Source organism: Marinomonas sp. 63XJN7_9_ISO-PGPR-S23-217, from assembly GCF_056173515.1.
Map to the genome: position 1 here is coordinate 84,858 of NZ_CM149678.1, position 18,628 is coordinate 103,485.

The 18,628-nt window shown below is 44.7% G+C and carries 16 protein-coding genes; 7 read left to right on the top strand and 9 right to left on the bottom strand.

Annotated elements, in window-relative coordinates; genetic code table 11:
* Positions 1-8: 8 nt before the first annotated feature.
* From AC0VYI_RS00365 to AC0VYI_RS00375, 3 genes are all read right to left on the bottom strand, one after another.
* Positions 9-947 carry a 4-hydroxyproline epimerase gene (locus tag AC0VYI_RS00365; RefSeq protein WP_475446496.1) on the bottom strand — a complete coding sequence of 313 codons (939 nt, stop codon included), beginning with the start codon at positions 945-947 and terminating at the stop codon, positions 9-11.
* A complete protein-coding gene (locus tag AC0VYI_RS00370) occupies positions 938-1,897 on the bottom strand; it encodes a dihydrodipicolinate synthase family protein (protein ID WP_475446498.1) in 960 nt (319 codons plus the stop codon). Before AC0VYI_RS00370 ends, AC0VYI_RS00365 begins: the two co-directional genes overlap by 10 nt.
* Before the next feature lie 176 nt (positions 1,898-2,073).
* Complete coding sequence (locus tag AC0VYI_RS00375; RefSeq protein WP_475446499.1) at positions 2,074-3,573, bottom strand: KAP family P-loop NTPase fold protein; 1,500 nt, start codon at positions 3,571-3,573, stop codon at positions 2,074-2,076.
* 113 nt (positions 3,574-3,686) lie between these two features.
* Here AC0VYI_RS00375 and AC0VYI_RS00380 point away from each other — a divergent pair, with 113 nt between their 5' ends.
* Together AC0VYI_RS00380 and hisG are read left to right on the top strand one after the other, a co-directional pair.
* On the top strand, positions 3,687-4,040 hold the full coding sequence (locus AC0VYI_RS00380; protein ID WP_475446501.1) for a hypothetical protein: 354 nt from the start codon (positions 3,687-3,689) through the stop codon (positions 4,038-4,040).
* A gap of 267 nt (positions 4,041-4,307) precedes the next feature.
* On the top strand, positions 4,308-5,150 hold the full coding sequence (gene hisG, locus AC0VYI_RS00385) for an ATP phosphoribosyltransferase (RefSeq protein ID WP_475446503.1): 843 nt from the start codon (positions 4,308-4,310) through the stop codon (positions 5,148-5,150).
* A 1,171-nt stretch (positions 5,151-6,321) separates the two neighbouring features.
* Here the strand turns inward: hisG and lpdA are convergent.
* Positions 6,322-7,731, bottom strand: a complete 1,410-nt coding sequence (gene lpdA, locus AC0VYI_RS00390; RefSeq protein ID WP_475446505.1) for a dihydrolipoyl dehydrogenase — start codon at positions 7,729-7,731, stop codon at positions 6,322-6,324.
* 129 nt (positions 7,732-7,860) lie between these two features.
* On the opposite strand from lpdA, the gene AC0VYI_RS00395 reads away from it, so the two are divergent.
* The gene (locus AC0VYI_RS00395; RefSeq protein WP_475446506.1) at positions 7,861-8,424 is read left to right on the top strand and encodes a TetR/AcrR family transcriptional regulator; all 564 of its coding nucleotides are present in this window, start codon (positions 7,861-7,863) and stop codon (positions 8,422-8,424) included.
* A 47-nt stretch (positions 8,425-8,471) separates the two neighbouring features.
* Here the strand turns inward: AC0VYI_RS00395 and AC0VYI_RS00400 are convergent, their stop codons facing one another.
* From AC0VYI_RS00400 to AC0VYI_RS00420, 5 genes are all read right to left on the bottom strand, one after another.
* Entirely contained in the window at positions 8,472-9,851 is a 1,380-nt protein-coding gene (locus AC0VYI_RS00400) for a sensor domain-containing diguanylate cyclase (RefSeq protein ID WP_475446508.1), read from the bottom strand.
* Positions 9,852-10,081: 230 nt separating this feature from the next.
* Entirely contained in the window at positions 10,082-10,234 is a 153-nt protein-coding gene (locus AC0VYI_RS00405) for a hypothetical protein (protein ID WP_475446510.1), read from the bottom strand.
* Between the two features lie 2 nt (positions 10,235-10,236).
* Positions 10,237-12,246 carry a GMC family oxidoreductase N-terminal domain-containing protein gene (locus AC0VYI_RS00410; protein WP_475446512.1) on the bottom strand — a complete coding sequence of 670 codons (2,010 nt, stop codon included), beginning with the start codon at positions 12,244-12,246 and terminating at the stop codon, positions 10,237-10,239.
* 45 nt (positions 12,247-12,291) lie between these two features.
* Positions 12,292-13,467, bottom strand: a complete 1,176-nt coding sequence (locus tag AC0VYI_RS00415) for an aminotransferase class I/II-fold pyridoxal phosphate-dependent enzyme (protein ID WP_475446514.1) — start codon at positions 13,465-13,467, stop codon at positions 12,292-12,294.
* A 213-nt stretch (positions 13,468-13,680) separates the two neighbouring features.
* Positions 13,681-14,202, bottom strand: a complete 522-nt coding sequence (locus AC0VYI_RS00420) for a hypothetical protein (protein WP_199475686.1) — start codon at positions 14,200-14,202, stop codon at positions 13,681-13,683.
* A 167-nt stretch (positions 14,203-14,369) separates the two neighbouring features.
* Between AC0VYI_RS00420 and lpxM the strand changes: the two genes are divergently transcribed.
* The 4 genes from lpxM to AC0VYI_RS00440 all read left to right on the top strand — a co-directional run bounded on the left by lpxM (position 14,370) and on the right by AC0VYI_RS00440 (position 18,521).
* Complete coding sequence (gene lpxM, locus AC0VYI_RS00425) at positions 14,370-15,311, top strand: lauroyl-Kdo(2)-lipid IV(A) myristoyltransferase (RefSeq protein ID WP_475446516.1); 942 nt, start codon at positions 14,370-14,372, stop codon at positions 15,309-15,311.
* A gap of 199 nt (positions 15,312-15,510) precedes the next feature.
* A complete protein-coding gene (gene hemF, locus AC0VYI_RS00430; protein ID WP_475446517.1) occupies positions 15,511-16,476 on the top strand; it encodes an oxygen-dependent coproporphyrinogen oxidase in 966 nt (321 codons plus the stop codon).
* Positions 16,477-16,483: 7 nt separating this feature from the next.
* Entirely contained in the window at positions 16,484-17,296 is an 813-nt protein-coding gene (aroE, locus tag AC0VYI_RS00435) for a shikimate dehydrogenase (RefSeq protein WP_475446519.1), read from the top strand.
* Positions 17,297-17,360: 64 nt separating this feature from the next.
* Entirely contained in the window at positions 17,361-18,521 is a 1,161-nt protein-coding gene (locus AC0VYI_RS00440) for a GNAT family N-acetyltransferase (protein ID WP_475446521.1), read from the top strand.
* Positions 18,522-18,628 lie beyond the last annotated feature (107 nt).

Sequence of the window (18,628 nt, forward strand, 5' to 3'; positions counted from 1 at the left end):
TTTCTCTTTTAGATGCCGTGTCGTAGTGGATCCGTCGGATTGATGATCAGTTTTGCTTCCTTGGTCACAAAGGCTTGTCCGGTAATACGTGGAATAATCGCTGCAGGCATCGCTTCGTCGTTGGCGGGTTGATAGCTTAAACGATAGTGGCTGCCAATCGTGCTTTCCTGAATGATTTCTTCATTAGGGGCGAGACGATCATCGTCGGCAAGACAAGCTAAACGTGCAGAGCTTCCAGTGCCACAAGGTGATCGGTCATAGGCATTGTCTGGGCAAAGTACAAAGTTTCGACTGTGGCCGTGCTCCGTCAATGGTGGACCGTAAAGAATAATGTGATCAATGATGCCACCATCGGTACCCGTTAAGGATGACGCTTGAATGGCCTCACGAATTTTAATGGCGACGTCAGTCAAATCGCGAATGTTATCCGGTGTCACGGGAATGGGGCTTTGGTCGACAATAAAGAACCAGTTCCCCCCGTAGGATACATCGCCATAGACGGTACCTACTCCGTCTATCTCAAGACGAATATTTTTATAGAGACGGTGGCTAGCCACGTTTTGTACTGTAATGGTGTTAGCATCAGACAGTGTCACCTCGACGACGCCCACAGGCGTTTCTATTTTGTGCGTCCCCACGCCTATTTTTCCCATATGAGCCAGCGTTGCGGCGACGCCAATGGTGCCATGACCGCACATGCCAATAACGGCCGCCGCGTCAAAATAAATCACCCCTGCCACGCATTCTGGGTCCACTGGCTCGACCAGCATTACGCCAACCATGGCTTCTTGCCCATAAGGCTCGGACACTACCCCACGATAAAATGCTTGATGTTCTGTCGCCAATATTTTCGCTCGTTCGGCTAAGGAGCCAGACCCTAAATCGGGTCCGCCAGAAATAATAACGCGGGTTGGCTCACCTTCCGTATGACTGTCGATTACTTGCATGTCTCTATTACTCCCCCTTGTTTAACCCAATCCGCAAACCAGTCTTTAAAGAGCGCATATTGCTCTTCACAATAACGACGTTGTGCGGCATTAAGTTCATCCGTTTCGTTGAAATGTAATCGATACTCTTCTTCGCCGTTCAACACAAGTAAATATTTAAAGAACAACACCAGTTCTGGTCCTTCATCGAAACTCGCTAGGACAGAAAAGGCTTCTTCTAATTCTTGGGCGCGAACGCGGGCTTCGGCGTTGCCTTGGGCGGCAAGTTTGCATAAGTTGGCGAGTAATAAGACTTCTTTTGGTAGCGCCGTACCAATGCCCGTAATCGCACCGACCGCACCACATTTGACGAAACCATGGTAAACCGCTGTATCGACGCCCACCATTAGCAATACTTCATCGTCTTGGGAGGTAATATTTTCTGCGGCGTAACGTAGGGCCTCTTTACTACCAAACTCTTTAAAGCCGACCAGATTCTTATGCTCGTCTCGCAGGGCAAAAAACAAATCGGCACGGGTTTCAAAGCCATAGACAGGACTGTTATAGATAATCGCAGGAATTGACGGGGCGGCTGATAGGATTGCCTTAAAATGGTGTCTCTGGGCGGCCATCACCGAACCACGGGACAATACTCGGGGAATCACCATCAACCCCGCAGCTCCCACTTTTTCCGCATGGGCGGCAAGCGCCACTGCAGATTTTGTATTAATAGCGCCTGTTCCCACCACCACAGGCACCCCCGCATTCACCAAGCGCTCCACACCTTCCATACGCTCAGCATCGGTTAACAAAGGCCAATCGCCCATAGAACCGCAATAGACCACCGCCGACATACCTGCCGCGATCATCTCCTTGCCCTTCTTCACCAAGGCATCGAAATCCGGCGTACGGTCTGCTTTACAAGGTGTCATTAGGGCCGGCATCACACCATTAAACACGGCTTTATTCATCGCTGTTACCTACCTGATTTCGAATGCATTAGGAATGTTATTGTATAAATGGATATTGGATACAAAATAGGCTTGGAATGAAAAATAGTCAACGCTTGAAGGAGAAGTTTAGGAAAAAAGCTGAGAATTGCTGGTGGAATGTATTCTCTAAGGAAATGGAAGAAGACTAGTGCGGGCTAGCCTTCTTCGAAGGAAGTGGAGGTTCTTCGGATTAGACTGATCATCTCTTCAGGTGTGCATATACTTTCGACTCCCGAATTTTTATTTGTACGAATATTTTTAAATTGAGTTTCACAATCATCTATGCTCATAAATATCTTAGATATGAGTGGATGTCTTGTCGGGTTAGAGTCTTTGAAAATTGGCCAGTTTCTTATTTGCTCCGCCACTATCGAATTCTGCTGGAAATTGTGGAAGTGAGAGATGCTATTCACTATAAAATCTGACATTTTCTGGGATTGAACAGCAGGATCTAAAGAGTCCTTTGCAGAGTTAGTGCTTGTTGAGTGCTTATATGCACATAAAACTGCGTAGTTATCCTGGATTTTTGAATTGCTGTAAAGGTTATCCCCAAAAACAGCGGCGAGAAGTAAGTATATACAAAACTGTTTTTGAGTGACCTTTGGGTCAATCAATAAACCCTCAGTTATCGAAATCAAGTGCTTAATTTTTCGTAGATTAAGATTGTGTTTATTTAATTCGCAGAAAATACAAAAGGCATCCTGTAACTGATCGGTGTGGGATATTTGAGGAAAGCTTTTTAGATCACTGAGATCCAACCCTTCAAACGCTTTTTCAGTTTTTATAAAGGCTAATAAATCCGGCTCTGGTAGCACCATTCTTTGATTAAAAAATCGGCTTAGGTATTCCCTAGAATCAAAATTTTGGCCGTAAACCGCTTTTATGGAATGTTCTAGTTGTTCTGTATCGGTTGAAAGTACAAAGACAAGGTTGGGAATATCGAATAAATGTTTAACCGTTTCCAGCATTTCAATCGCGTAGGTTGGACGGCAGCGATCTAGCTCATCAACAAAGATGTAGGTTTTTTCTTTTGTCATACCTTTAATGTCGTTGACGATATTTAGCAGAGTTCTGATCTCCGTTTTGAACTCTCTAGAAAAGCTTTTATGGCGCTGATGTTGCTCCATTACTTCAACACCAAAGTCACCTAGCTTGTTACTTACCACTTCTGATGAATCAATTTCTTTTAATGAATCTATTGTTGTGCCTACGATATCGATCAGCTCTTTGCTGGTATTTTTATCCCAAACCCACTTTGAGAGAACTCCTTTTAAAATAGTCGGGCCAACTGCCTTGGTAAGACCAACGACATAGCGACCAATTTTCTTCTCGGACTCAGTGAAATCATCTCTTGGATCTTGCTCTTTTACTTGCTCCAGTATTTCTGCTACCAGAATAGACAAGGGATCATTAAGATAATCTGATTCCCAAGCATCAATCTTAATGGCGATATAGCTTTGTTCCTGAAGAAGCTTTTGCCATTCTTCTACAAAGTAGGTTTTCCCTGTACCCCAACTGCCGTTTAGGTTTGCAACGAAAGCATGCTTATCGGTATCACGGGTGTCAAGATAAGCCGTGAAGCGCTCGGCAAGTTGTTTACGTTTTCCGCCTGACGCGCAATTTTCAAAAGGCTGATTTGTTTGCTCAGTCATCATTGAACATCCTGTTATCGTCTTCCTGCAAGATAACAGATTACACCCGACTGGGTAATCAATAAAATACGTAGTATTTAGCATTAAAGTCGAGTGATTGGATTGGAGCGCCGTTTTTGTCGTATTTAAAGCAGTTTATGAAGCAGTGGAAAGCCCATTTAATAAGCGAACTTGCGGACTGCGGGTTACGTTTTATCGCAACGGAAGATGGGGATGAGGTGGATGTTAAAACCAATTCCTTGGCGTATTTTCGTTGCCTACGGACGATTTCTAACACCAATGATCATTTGGACGAGTCAAGAGACTCGCTTGCTTGGATGATGTTGGAAAAACAATTAAAAGCCAAGGCCGAGATGGCTGAACGTGGTACGTCCAGCCTTGTGGCTAAGCTGCATATCGAAGCAAGCCAAATCGAGATTCGTCTTAATTTTAGCTATGACGAAGAGCAGCATATTGTCTTGGTAAGCTGATTTCTAATTTATAATCGCTTTCTCATAAGAGGTGTTTCTCTTCGTTCGCTTTGGTAATATCAGTCTGATAAAGCCCTTCCTTAACGTTTTAGTAAAATCAGAAATAGAGTTTCATGTGGATAAAAAGCTGTTTTTCAGGCCTAGTATCGAATGTTAATTGGTGATGCTTTCTATATTACTTAAGCTATTTATACCCATGTATATTGTTGAGTGTCAGGAGTTTTATACTTTTCTTAAACAACATAGTTTCTTTATACGGAGTTCATAATGATTAGAATGGCCTTACCCAACAAAGGTGTTTTGTTTCAACCTTGTATCGATCTACTTGAATCGTGTGGGTACAGCGTTAAGAAGCCTACCAAGGGATTGTTTTTCTTTGATAAAAAGAACGATATAGAATTTTATTTTCTTAGAGCAAATGATATCCCTATGTATCTAGGTAAGGGAATAATAGATATCGGTATTACCGGGAAAGATTTTCATAGTGAAAAAAAGAGTAACGCTAAAGAAATAATAGATCTACCGTTTGGTCATTCAAAGCTTTGTATTGCTGCTATGCAAGAGTCAAGTATAGACAAGCGTAGTGATATATCCGGTCTTAGAGTCGCTACCTCTTTTCCCAACATAGTGAGTGATTACTTTCAAGATGACAATATCGAGATCGTTGAGCTGGAAGGGGCTGTTGAAATATCAATTAGCCTTGGTCTGGCTGATTGTGTGGTTGATATTGTGGAAACAGGAGCAACATTAAAATCCGCTGGGCTAAAAGTCGTGTCTGATCCTATTTTTGCTTCAAATGCCGTTCTTTATTCTGCACCGAACCCACGTGATCCGCACACTATTGATATGATTGTCAGTAGAATTCGTGGCCGACTTATAGCGTTAGATTATCAATTAGTTGAATATGATGCGCCGCAAGAAATATTAGATCTAGCTTGTGAGTTAACACCAGGCTTTGAGTCTCCAACCATTAGTCCGTTGAGAAATAAACATTGGTACTCGGTTAAATCTATGGTTAAAAAAGATGAAGCTCATCAAATACTCGATAAACTGAAAAAACTAGGCTGCAAAGCAATACTGCTTACCAATATAGAAATGGCTAGAATTTAAGTTCTTCAAACAAGTGACTTTTTTTATAATAATGTGGATATTTAAACTGACTTAAGGCTCTAAAGTTATCTTATGGAAGTTTAAATATCATTTTCATATAGTTATTCTGACCATTCAGATTACATTGAATGGTCACTAAGTCGTTTTTAATCACTTATAGACTTCTATTCGAGCTCTATCTTGAAGCAAGCGAAATTTTCCTTAATTTTAGCGATGACGAAGAGCTATATATTGTCTTTAGTAGTTAGGTTTATTTGCCCTATTTTTTAAGACAAAAGGTAATATAACCAGCTTATACAGAAAAATCGAGATAATATAAGCGAGTATGATTTTGTTGTCTAACCCCATATTATTGAAAAAGATAGATAGCAGGTAAGAGATACCGACAAAAAGCCCTATCTCGACAATAAAATCTACCATAAATAGCATGAACTTAGTGAATGTCTTGCATGAGGCCGTTGGCATGATTACGGTTTGGCATAGCTCAAAAGCTAAAAGTACAGAAATTATGGTAACTGTCGTTGATCTTTGACTACTGAAGCTACTGAAAAGAAAAATCAGAGACTTTGATATGGCAATGATTAAAATCAGCTGAATCGTTAAACTTTTAAGCCACTTTCCCCATTCGGAAGACGGTTTAGATAACAACATATGCTTTCTCCTTGTCGCTGTAAGATGGGTCATCCTTCGTTCTTTTTATATCACCTTTTTAATCCATATTTTGTATCTTTACACAAACTAAACATATGTTTATCTCTTTAAGGCTCTTATATTTTGCAAATCGGTAATGGTTCTAGCTGCCATCTTTTCCGCCAGACCAACGGCTTCATGCAAGCATAAAATTATTTGTCCTTCATCGCTCTCATTTTTATTGCATAGGGCAGTATGACGACCCTGTATAGAAGCACCGAAGCAAAAACCGAAATCATCAAAAGAGTATTTGAGCTAAGCGTGCTGACAAATAGGCTTAAGAGGTAAAAGATAGCGACTACTAAGACTATCTCAATGGCTAAATCGACAAGCAATCTCGTTAATTTTTTAGCGAACGAGTTAGATGGGGACATACCCACTCCTTTTTATATGACAAAGTACATTCATTCGATGTTAGATTCTATACATCTCCACGGTTAATTCTATAGCCTTTCAATGGGAGTTCGTTACGATGACCGTGCTAAGCCAAACGCTTTTTCTTATTGGGCAAATCGGTAATGGTTCCAGCACCTACCTCTGCTGCGAGGCCAACGCTTTCATGCAAGCTTGGGTGAGCATGAATGGTGAGGGCGATGTCTTCTAAGGTGGCGCCAAATTCGATAGCGAGGGTGAGTTCCCCTAGCAATTCCCCTGCGTGGGAGCCGACAATGCCCGCGCCCAATACTCGTTCGCTTTCTGCATCGTAAATCAGTTTGGTTTTACCCTGAGTCACGCCAGACGCGATGGCACGACCACTGGCACTCCAAGGAAACACGGCGCTTTTTACTTTGATGCTATCTCGTTTGGCTTGGTTTTCGGTTAGACCCACCCAAGCGACTTCTGGAAAAGTGTAGGCAATGGATGGAATCGCCATCGGCTGAAAATCGACCTTATGGCCTGCGATCACTTCTGCTGCAGTGTGTCCTTGATGGGAGGCTTTGTGGGCCAACATGGGGCCGTGTGTCACATCCCCGATGGCATAAATATTGGGTACAGATGTTTGGCATTGTTCATTAGTCATAATAAAACCTCGCGGATCAATGTCGGCACCCATCTCAGGAATACCTGCGTTTCGGCCATTGGGGGTGCGACCAACAGCGACCAACACGGCATCCACATCAAGATGTCGTTCACCGTCTTTGTCTTGTAAAGTGATGGTCAAGGCCTCTGGGTGAGCATCGACTTTAGTGACTTGGGTTTGCGTTAAGAAGGTCATGCGATCTTTATTGGCGTTTTCAAATACACGTACCAAGTCTTTATCCGCGCCTGTCATGATCTGATCACCCAATTCCGCTATGGTAATTTGGCTACCTAGGGCTTGATACACGGTTGCCATTTCCAAGCCGATAATGCCGCCACCCATGACAAGCATGTGTTTGGGAATGCGTTTTAGTTGTAAAGCGCTGGTGGCATCGAGGATTCTCGGATCATCATAGGGAATAAATGGCAAGCGAATGGCATGGGAGCCAATGGCAATAATAGCCGACTCGAACTCAATCGTTTCTGTCTCTTGATCGACTTTGCTAAGCGTTAGACTGTGGTGGGAAGCAAACTGCCCTTCCCCATGAAAAACTGCCACATTGCGGCCTTTGGCCATAATGGCGAGGTTGTTTGTTAGGGCATCGACAGTGGACTGTCTATGCTGACGAATGGCATCCAAATCAATAGTCGGCTTAACGAAGCTCACACCATGGCTGGGTTCGTCGGCCATACGTATCTTGCCTGCAATGTGTAATAAGGCTTTGGAAGGAATGCAGCCGACGTTTAAGCAAACACCGCCCAAGGTGTTATGTCGTTCGACCAATGCCACAGACAACCCCAGATCTGCCGCACGAAATGCGGCGGCGTAGCCGCCAGGACCACTTCCCAGTACCAATACATCGTATTTCATTATTTTCTCCTTTTCAGTTGGCTAATTTTATCTATCTATCACTAGATAGGTGAAATATAGCTTGTAGTCTCATTGTTCGTCAATAAAATACCTATCAGTAGATAGATAAACATTGTGAGAAGTAACATCATGACGACGTCCAGCAAACAACCCGCGAAAGACACCAAAACCCGTATCATGGACAGCGCCGAGCGAGCCATTGTGCAAAGCGGCTATGGTGCATTTAGCTTTCGCGATATTGCCGAAGAGATTGGTATTAAAAGTGCTAGCGTGCATTATCACTACCCAACCAAAGGGGATTTAGCCGTCGCAGTCATGACGCGCTTTACTGATGAGTTCCGTACCCTGTTGCCGGATCCTAAATTGGCGTCCATTGATCCACGAGCCATGCTCAACGGTTTTATCGATGGTTTTAAAAAGAAGATTGTCGAACAGCATAATATGAGTCTGTGTACTATGTTGACAGCAGACAAACATCTGTTACCAGAATCCGTTGGGGTAGCGTTGGCCGAGTTTTATGAAGTGAAGCTCAGTTGGCTGACGCAAGTCTTTGTTCGTCTTAATCATCTTGCCGATGATCAAGCTCGAGTGAAAGCTGGTCAGCTGTTGGCATCCTTGCATGGTGCGTCTGTATTGGTGCAAGCGACGGGCGAGGTGGATTGGTTTGAGAGGGCGTTATCCCTGTGGAGATAAAGTGCTTTTGAAGATACACAACACTTGGCGCTGACGTGTTTTTGCTGCTAGTCCTCACTAAACACACAGACTTTATTACGGCCTGTTTGTTTGGCTTTATAAAGGGCTTTGTCTGCTTCGCTGAGCAGTTCACCTATGGTGTTACATTTATTTTGGCAAGAGGAGACGCCAAGGGAAACGGTATAGTGGATTCGTTCGCCCTTTTGGCTCTTTATCGCCATGTGTGACAATGTCGTTCGTAATTGCTCAGCAACTTGAATAGCTTGTTTGTGGTGGCTGTTGGGTAGGAAAATGGCGAACTCTTCTCCACCAATTCGTCCTAAGATTGCGTTCTTTGGAATGGCTACTTGACTTGTTTTCGCGAGTATCTGCAGAACCTGGTCGCCTGAATCGTGTCCATAGATATCGTTGATTCTTTTAAAATGGTCGACATCCATCATTAGCAAAGCGTAGCTTTCTTTTGCTTGTTTCGCTTGTTGTAATGCGCGGGTGCTTAACTCGAAAAAAGAACGTCGGTTGGCGAGGTCGGTTAAATAATCATTGTAAGCACGGCGTTCCAATTCCTTATGAGCACTATGATTCTCAATGGCGATACTGGCTAAGTTGCTGGCAAAATTAATCAGTTCTAAATCATGTTGACTGGGAGTGGGGTTGAGACTGTTGTAGATTGCAAACGTGCCTAATAAATCCCCATTAGCAGATCTGATTGGGTCGGACCAGCAAGAGCGTAAGCCGACTTGTTGCGCCAGTTCGGTAAAGTTTTCCCAGTACGGATGGGTTGCGATATCAGACACGATCACTCTTTCATTTAGGTAGGCGGTGGTACCACAAGAGCCAATATTAGGGCCAATTTTGATACCGTTAATGGCTATGTTGTAATCGTCTGGTAGGTTGGGTGCAGCCCCTAAATTTAAGGTTTGATTGGTTGCATCAAACAATAAGATACTGCATAACGCATCCGGCATTTCTTTTTCAATTTGTTTGATAATGACGGAGAGTGTTTTGTTAAGGGCGGAGCTTTTAGCGACCATTTCGAGCATGTCACTACGGGCTTGAAGGCGCTGCTCTTTGATGTAATGTTCTGAAAGATCGTAGAAATACCAAAAGCGTTCATCTCCAAAATCGGTAAAAGAAAAACAGACATAGCGTATGGTGCCATCTTTACAGGTTATTTTATTTTCTACATCATCAATTGATTGATCCAGTTGACTAATAAGCCGTTTCGTGGGATTGGCTTTTTGAGACCAAACAGCTAGATTAGGAAGGTCATGGAGGGTGTAACCAAATAGTGTCGTAAAGGCTCGGTTCAGAAAATTAATGCGGCCAGACAAGATATTATAGCGACCAATGGCGATGGGGGCATGCTCTAAAAGCTCTTCTATCTGAGTAAGATGAAGTTGTTGAAGCCGCTGATTGATTAATTTCATCTAATGTTCTCTAAAGGACAGAACTGGGGCGCTTACAGCTGCGGGCCAGATGTCTTATTAACTTGTATCAGCCTATTTTCTGATAAATTTTATTGCTGATAAAGTAATCAAATTTAAGGATAGTCTATTTCTTGTCTAAGTTTTGTAACCGAAAGGAAATTTGCTTTTAAAAAAAGCCGCCTATTTGGCGATAGACGGCTTGCTGTTTGTTAATTTGACCAGGTCAAACGCTAGACGACATCAAAGCGAACGCCATGTCTGTGTCGTTGAGATGCTGGAGGCTTTGCCGTAAGTGTCTGCTCAGAGACTTTCGCTTCTGGCTCTCGCGGTGCCATTTTTTTCGCTGTTTGTTGGTCTTTATCTTTAGGTGGTTGTGCTTTCATGATCAATCTCCTTTTGCGGCTATTTCATCGGCTACCTTTGCCATGCAGTACTCTGCGACGGCGGCGATGGTCCATGCGGGTGTACAGGCACCGGCCGAGCCTGGAATTAATGAGCCATCAACCACGTAAAGCCCTGGTATCTTCTTTCCATCCGCGTCTCTTACTCTTCCGTACTCATCACAGGCTTTACCAAGTACACAGCCTCCCAGAGGATGGGGGGTCATGCCAAAGGCGATATCAAACAGGCAGTTTTCTAGGTAATCATCCTGTTCTGTAATCGCATTTACCTCTTTTAACTGATTAACATGATGCTGTGTTGTGGTATTGGAGTGGAAGGCCCCACGGTAGCCTTTGAATGGGATCAGAGGCTTTTTCTGGGGATTACTTGTATCGCTATTTGCTGCACTCCAAAGGCGCAGGGTATTCCAAGCGGTATTGATGGAATCCGCCATACCGCCTTCATAATATAAGCCCTCACTGGTTCCATCATTATGAAGTTGGGTACTCGGGTAGTCTAGTTGATAGCTACCGTCTGCTTGTTGTGTAAACTGCCCCGGGGCGGTATCCATACAAACGCCCATCATCAGAGTATTTTGTAAGTTAACGGATTCCTCATACCAAACAGGGTACACCGCTATTCTGGAATAAGGAGAGGCATGATGGGTTTTAATAAAATCAATGCCTTTGTCTACTGTGGCATTATTATCCAGGTAGCTAAAGGTGGCATCGGCAGATCCCGGCCCACCGTTGGCGGGTCGGGTGAATTCTGTGGTGCTTTGTGTGACAAATAGGTCACCATTTTGCCCCCAGAATTTACCGACATCTTTATGCAAGGTGGGTAAACCCTTTTGATTAAGATTAATAGGATTGGCTTTATTGGCAGACTCCAGCAACAATCGAGGGGTATGCATGGCGCCAGCCGAGAAGATGACGTTCTTCGCTACGTAAGAGGTTTCTGTTGTCCCCGTCAGTTGACTGGTTTTTTTATCGATGTGGAATTGTTTGACATAAATTCGATAGTGCTTTTTGTCTCCGTTGTAAACGACTTGGGTCACTTCTGTTAAGCATTGGATATCAAGGTAACCTAAATCCTGCGCTTGTTTGAGGTAGTTTTGATCCAAGCTTTTTTTAATGCCTTTCATGCTACCGTCTGACTTAGAGAAGCTGTTCATGCCGTACCACATTTCACCAATGATGGCCGAAGGCAGCATGTCGCCTTTGATCTCGTGCTCAACAACGCCCCAATCGAGGGATAAGGTGCTTAAGTGGGCATCCATTTGTTTAAGAGGAAAAATGTTTTTATTGATTTTAGGCGGGAGCGACTTTGTTTTTTCGATTAACGCTGGGTCATCCATTTGCGTTTTCAGATTGCCTGCTTGGGCGCGAAACACTCTTGTCGATGTATAGGCCTCCGAGTTGAGGATGTCCTTTGTCATCTCTGTCGGAGTCATGACGGTTTCTACGGTATCGTAAAAACGGGCCACCTTATCAAAAGTGAGCAAAGAGTCTGCAGCATCAGGTTTTTCTGGGTCGCGAAATGCTAAGTTAAAGGCATTGGGTGAGGGTTTTTCAAAGAAGGTGTTGTATACCTGTGATGTACCACCCAAACCTGCTCCGACCCAGACCGTCATGTTTTTGGTTTCAATGGTTTCAACCAATCCTGGAAATACACTCACAGGGCGTTTCGATGTTGTCCCATCGTTGAAGTTGAGTGGCAAATCGTTAAGGCTTGGGTTTTCTGGTGGGGTGCCAAAGGCTTCTACTTTGCTCATCCAAGTAGATCGTCCATCGGGCTGACGATATGTACAAAAAGGGGGTTCTGAAACAGGGGTTCCGGTTAAATCTCCCCACCAGTCCTGGCCTCGTTCTATCAGTAGAATGGGCTTGTTATTATCATTGGTTTTAGAGGCGTTTTTCTTCTTATAAGCCTCACTAATGCGCAGTGCTGACACACTACCGCCAAAGCCTGAGCCGATAATCACAGTGTCATAGGTGTTGTTTGGGTTAGTCATGTTACTTTATCTCCATATTAAGTTTGTGGTTGAGTTGTCCGTGCTCTACATGATGATGGTTTGGTGCGCGGCATTGATTTTGCCTATTTCTTCTTTTAGCTCCGGTAGTATCGCTTTATCTGAAAGAACGATTTGACTCATCAAGTTGCCAAGGTGAGTACAGTCTTCGGCGGTGTAACCCAGGCGAGTGATTTCAGCGGTACCGATGCGCATAAAGCCATCCACATGGATACCGTGTTTGGCGAGCTTATCTCGATGTGCTATGCCCTGCTCTCTCTCTAGTTTGGGAAGCACTTGATGGCAATAAGTGAGGTGTTTGAAGTTTGTGTTGCTCTGCCCACGCATTTCAAAGCCATTATCGATTAGGGCATCAGAAAACGCGCGCGAGTTTTCAACGATTTGTGCCGCGTATTGCTCCCAAGGCACTTCATCTATCACGATGCCCATACTGGCAATACGTGCCAGATGTGGGTTACAGATCATGGTGGGGCCATTTAATGGGGTAAAGTTCGAGACCACATCGATTCTATCGTTTAGCTCATCACTATTGGTAAGAATGATGCCCCCTTGAGGGCCTGGAAAGGTTTTATGCGTAGAGCCAAAGATAAGGTCTGCGCCCTCACCCAATGGGTCCTGATACTGTCCGCCAGCCGTTAGCCCCAAGCTATGGGAGCTGTCGTACGCTAAGATGCCACCGTAGGAATGAACCACTTCGGCGACTTCTTTGACGGGCATGGGACGTGTGTAGATTGAGGCGCCTAGAATGACCAGTTTGGGCTGTTCTTTACTGAGTAATTCCAACGTTGCGGGCACATCGAGTTGCCAGTTCTCGTCTGAAAAAGGCAAGGGTAAAGACACTCGATGGAAGACTTCATAGTTAAACGGATAGCCGCCACCAGGGAAAAAAGGTGGCACACGGCCAACTTTATCATCAGGATTGGTGAGTGCGAAGACCACCGCCATCAAGCTGTTACTGCCTGAAATGGGCGATAGGTTCACATGTTTGACTTTGAATAAGCGTTGGGCTTTTGCCGTGGTTTGCGACATGATTTCTTGAGAAATCGAGGTGCCAGCATAAAAGGGGGCGGCATAGCGTGAAGCAAGATCGCTGGCCAGTACCTCGGATGCAGCGTCTGATAAGCGGTTCTCGCTGACAATCATATTGATTGCTTGTCTCCTAATGTCGGTGTGACCTTTTACGAGTTCAATAATGGATTGCATCTTTCCTTTCCTTCGCTAAGTATTAAGAAAATTATCCATTTTTCTTTTTTTATTTTTTTTATTGCAATGGGATAGTTTCTGATAGTTGAGAGTAAATCTGTGATGTTGAACATCACCTAAGAAAGGCTAGTCGTGATTGTCAAAAATGGTATTACACGGTATTACACGAAAGGAGAAACAAGGTGGGTATTAGGATAATTGGCTGCGCCTTCCTTAGGCAGCCTGTTGTTTTTGTTCGGCAATGGCTAAAGTTGCAGAGGTGATCACAAAATATTTGGGAGTAAATCGTTTGCTCTTCGATTGTATTTTTAACTGTAACCGATATCGGTATTTTCCTACTAACTGTTTTTTATTCGAGATGTTTCCAGATAAGTTAGAGATTGCCTGAACGGTCTTAGTTGGCTGGTCACGGTCTGAGACGTATTCGTCCAAGTTCACAACTTGGGCGTCTTCAAAGAGAATGCGGTGAATGGATACCGAACAGTCACCGCTTTGATTCCAAGCTTGATCCGAGCCATTCATATTCAAGGGATGAACCGACCAATTAATGGTTTGTCCTAGGGTTGCAAATGAGCATAACGCCGTCGAACCCTCTCCTTCGCTGTTTGGGTTGTTATCCATCATAAAAGCGGAGCCTTGTAGCGAATTGTTTTTGAGGGTTTTTTTAAGGTTAATAAACACCATAATGTCCAGCTCTTGTGGGCTTGGTGCTTGATGTTCGTGGAAGATAGACATAACGCTTGTCCAAATGGTCTAGATTCACCAAACGTTACAATAGTTGGGGCGTTGTGGGTATTACACGGTATTACACGAAAAAATTGGTTTGCTCTGTTAGTGTTTTGAGGGCCAGTTGAATTAGGGTAATATGGCCGACTATTTGAAGACAATTACTTCGGTTATATATGAGTATTCAAGATAAGTATGTTCACAATCCCACTTTTGAGTGGCGTTTTCTACTTCCACAATATTGGCTGACATGGATTGGTTTGCTGTTCGCCGTTTCATTAGCGTTTGTGCCGTTTCGTATACGGGATAAGCTGGCATCCAAAATGGCACACCTTCTTGTCACGCGTAAAAGCAGCTCGACCATCAAGCGGGCTAGAATCAATTTAGAGCAATGCTTTCCCGAAAAATCCCTTGCAGAACGGGAGGATATTCTTAATCGTTGCTGTGAGACGGCGCTGCAATTTTACCTTAGCTACGCTGGCTTATTAGTACGGAGTAAGCGCCATAATCAGTCTAAAGGATCGATGATTGGGGCGGAGCATTTGCTACCCTTGTTAGATCGTGGGGAAAAAATCATCGCGTTGGTACCGCACTGCTGGGCCATTGATTACGCTGCGGTGATGATTGCGGCGAAAGGCTATCAAGTTTCTACCATGATGAAGCCGCAGAAACAAAAGATTCTCGATTGGCTGATCCATAAACAGCGTATGCAATATGGCGGTAAAATTTACCCTCGTGAAGTGGGCATTAAGCCGTTTTTGAAATCGGTGAAGGAAGGCTATTTGGGCTATTACTTACCCGATGAAGATTTAGGCCCCCAGCATTCTGTGTTTGTGCCTTTTTTCGGTGCTCAAAAAGCCACCATGAAAGGGCTTGGCAAGTTTGCCAAATTAACAAAAGCAGTGGTGGTTCCGATGTTACCAACTTATAACGCGGAAAATGGCCAGTATGAGTTGTTCATATTACCTGCGTTGGAAAACTTTCCCACGGGGAATGAAGAGCAAGACGCTATCGCCATGAATCAAGCCATGGAAACCTTGATCGCCGAACACCCCGAACAATATATGTGGATTTTGAACCTGCTTCGCAGCCGTCCGGATGGGTCTAAGCTGTATTAATCAGTGTGAGACCTTTGCTCGTAATGTCGAGTAAAGGTCTCTATGTGTTTCTTTTCACACTCTTCTCCTCCTTCACTCTTTTTTCCTCTTCTTTCAATGGTAAACTCCATTCACAAGTTTAAGCTTATTTACTCGGCAGCCGATTGTTCGCCTGTCAGATAATTGGCTTAGTAGGTATTAGTTGTATATGGAGCTCTCAATGTCAGACGCGTTACACCCCCCAATCAGTCATGATGACATCACTGCGGTAAAAGCGTACTTATTAGCCCTTCAAGATCGTATTTGTGAGGAGTTAGAAGCGTTTGAGCCCGAGGCGCGTTTTCGTGAAGACACCTGGGATCGCCCCAAAGGGGGTGGTGGACGCTCCCGTGCGATTGCCGGTGGCACTGTGATCGAAAAAGGCGGAGTGAACTTCTCTCACGTGATGGGAGAAAACCTGCCGCCATCCGCCACAGCAGGTCGTCCGGAACTTGCTGGTGGCAGTTTTGAAGCCATGGGTGTCTCGTTGGTCATCCATCCTAATAATCCTTTTGCACCCACCTCCCACGCCAATGTGCGTTTGTTTGTAGTAAAAAAAGACGGTATGGAACCAGTATGGTGGTTTGGCGGTGGATTTGATCTGACCCCTTATTATGGGTTTGACGAAGACTGTATCCATTGGCATCAAACCGCTTACGATGCGCTGGCTCCCTTTGGTGAGGATTTATATCCACGGCTCAAAAAATGGTGTGATGAGTATTTCTATCTGAAGCATCGCCAAGAACCGCGTGGTATCGGTGGTCTTTTCTATGATGATTTTAATGAAGGCAGTTTTGAGCATTGCTTTGGCATGATGCGTGCGGTGGGTGATGCCTATTCTCAGGCTTATATGCCGATTTTAAAACGTCGCAAGGACCATGATTTCAACGAGCAACAGCGTGATTTCCAGCTGCACCGTCGTGGTCGTTATGTGGAATTCAACTTGGTATTTGACCGTGGTACACATTTTGGTTTGCAAAGCGGTGTGGGGCGAACTGAATCCATCTTGATGTCACTACCACCCGAAGTGCGTTGGACTTACTGTTATGAGGTAGAGCCGAATAGCGAAGAAGCGAAGTTAACGGATTATTATCTCACTTCAAGGGATTGGCTGACGCTATCTGAATCATCTTGTGAAAAGGAGTAAACTTATTTTGGATCAATACGCCGTTGTCGGGAACCCCATTGCGCACAGCAAATCACCCAGTATTCACGCGCATTTTGCTCAGCAAACAGGCCAACAAATGGTCTATTCGACGTTACTTGGTGACGAGGTTGATTTTGAAGTGCAGGTACGTGACTTTTTTTCCAAAGGGGGAAAAGGTCTTAATGTTACGGTGCCCTTTAAAGAACGTGCTTTTGCCATGTGCGATATTCTTAGCAAACGCGCGAAGCAAGCTGGTGCAGTGAATACGTTATTAATGGGCAAAAATGGCGATTTGTTTGGCGATAATACCGATGGTGTGGGCATGGTGCGAGATATTACCGAAAACCACGGCCAGTCGTTAAAAGACAAACGCATCTTGCTGATTGGTGCGGGTGGCGCGGTACGTGGCGTTTTAGAACCCTTGCTAAACGAGCAGCCAGAATCTGTCACCATCGCCAATCGTACCGTAGAAAAAGCCCAGACTTTAGCGGAGCATTTCGATTGCTTGGCATCGTCTTTTGAGGCGCTTCAAGGCGACTTTGATGTCATCATCAACGGCACATCGGCGAGTCTATCGGGTCACTTACCGCCACTAAAAGACGAGCTGATTGGCAAGCAGACTTGGTGTTACGACATGATGTACGGCAAAGAGCGAACCATCTTTTTGCAATGGGCTTATGAGCGTGGCGCGACGGGAGCCGATGGCCTTGGCATGTTAGTCGGACAGGCCGCTGAGTCTTTCTACCTGTGGCGTCAGGTACGTCCAGAAACCGCCAGCTTGGTGGACGAAATGCGTCAGCAAATGAAAGCCGCTGACTAATCGGTGACATAAGTTGGTTAATCTGTGAAGTGGTTAAGCGACATAGGCAAAAAAGGAAAGCGGTATGAAAGCGCAATGGTTTAATTCGGTCGATCAAATAGGTGAAGCAAGATGGCAAGCGGCCATTGGTGAGACCCGTTATCCTTTTGCGCAGTTTGCTTTTCATAAAGCCTTGGAGCAAAGTCACAGCATTGGCGACGGTACGGGGTGGTATCCTGAATATCTTCTGGTGATGAACGAGGATGACTCGCCTCTTGCCATTGCCCCGACCTATTTAAAAACGCACTCCCAAGGAGAATTTGTCTTTGATTGGTCGTGGGCGGATGCCTACCAGCGTTATGGTATGCACTACTTTCCGAAACGTATTTGGGCGGTGCCGTTTTCGCCAGTGACGGGCGTTCGATTATTCTCCCATATGGACCCAAAGGGGGATGATGCTGAGTTTGCCCATCTGTACCCTGCTCTTGCGAATGTTATGACCCAAGCGAACCAAGAACGCGGCTTTTCCAGCTGGCACCTGTTGTTTACCAAGCCAGAACATGCGGATTTATTTCGTCATAACGAAGACCTGCTGCAGCGTATCTCTTGCCAGTTCCATTGGTTCAATCGGGGCTATCAAGACATGGAAGATTACTTTTCGCACTTTGCCAGTCGCAAGCGTAAAGCGGCTCGTAAAGAGCGTGATAAAGTGGCTAAACAAGGGGTCACACTGACGCGAACCTTGGGCAGTGAACTAACGCCAGCGGAAATCGACTTTTTCTACCTGTGCTATCAATCTACCTACGCCAAACGTGGACAGCAAGGTTATTTGACTCGCGAATTTTTCGCACAGTTAGCTGAAACCATGGGCGAGCAGATTCTCTTAGTACAAGCCTATAAAAACGACGAGCCAATCGCCGCTTCTTGGTGTTTCTTCGATGACCATTCTTTATATGGCCGCTATTGGGGCTGTGTGGAAGAAGTGGATTGCCTGCATTTTGAAGCGTGCTACTACCAAGGCATCGAGTTTTGCTTGGAAAAAGGGTTACAGCATTTTGATCCAGGCACTCAAGGGGAACACAAAATTGCCCGTGGTTTCGAGCCAGTATTCAGTTACAGCGTCCACTACATCGCCCACGAAGGCTTTCGCGAAGCCATTGGTAACTTTTGTGAAGAAGAAGCCCAAGCTGTGCGGGAATACCATCAAGATACCCATGAAATGCTGCCGTTTAAGCAAGCCACATAATTATCGGCTTCGTGTAGTAAGGGAATTGAGAGACAGAAACATTTAAGATGACTCATCTTCATCAAGTGCTGCGAACCGATAATGGGTTAAAAACATCACCTACCTTC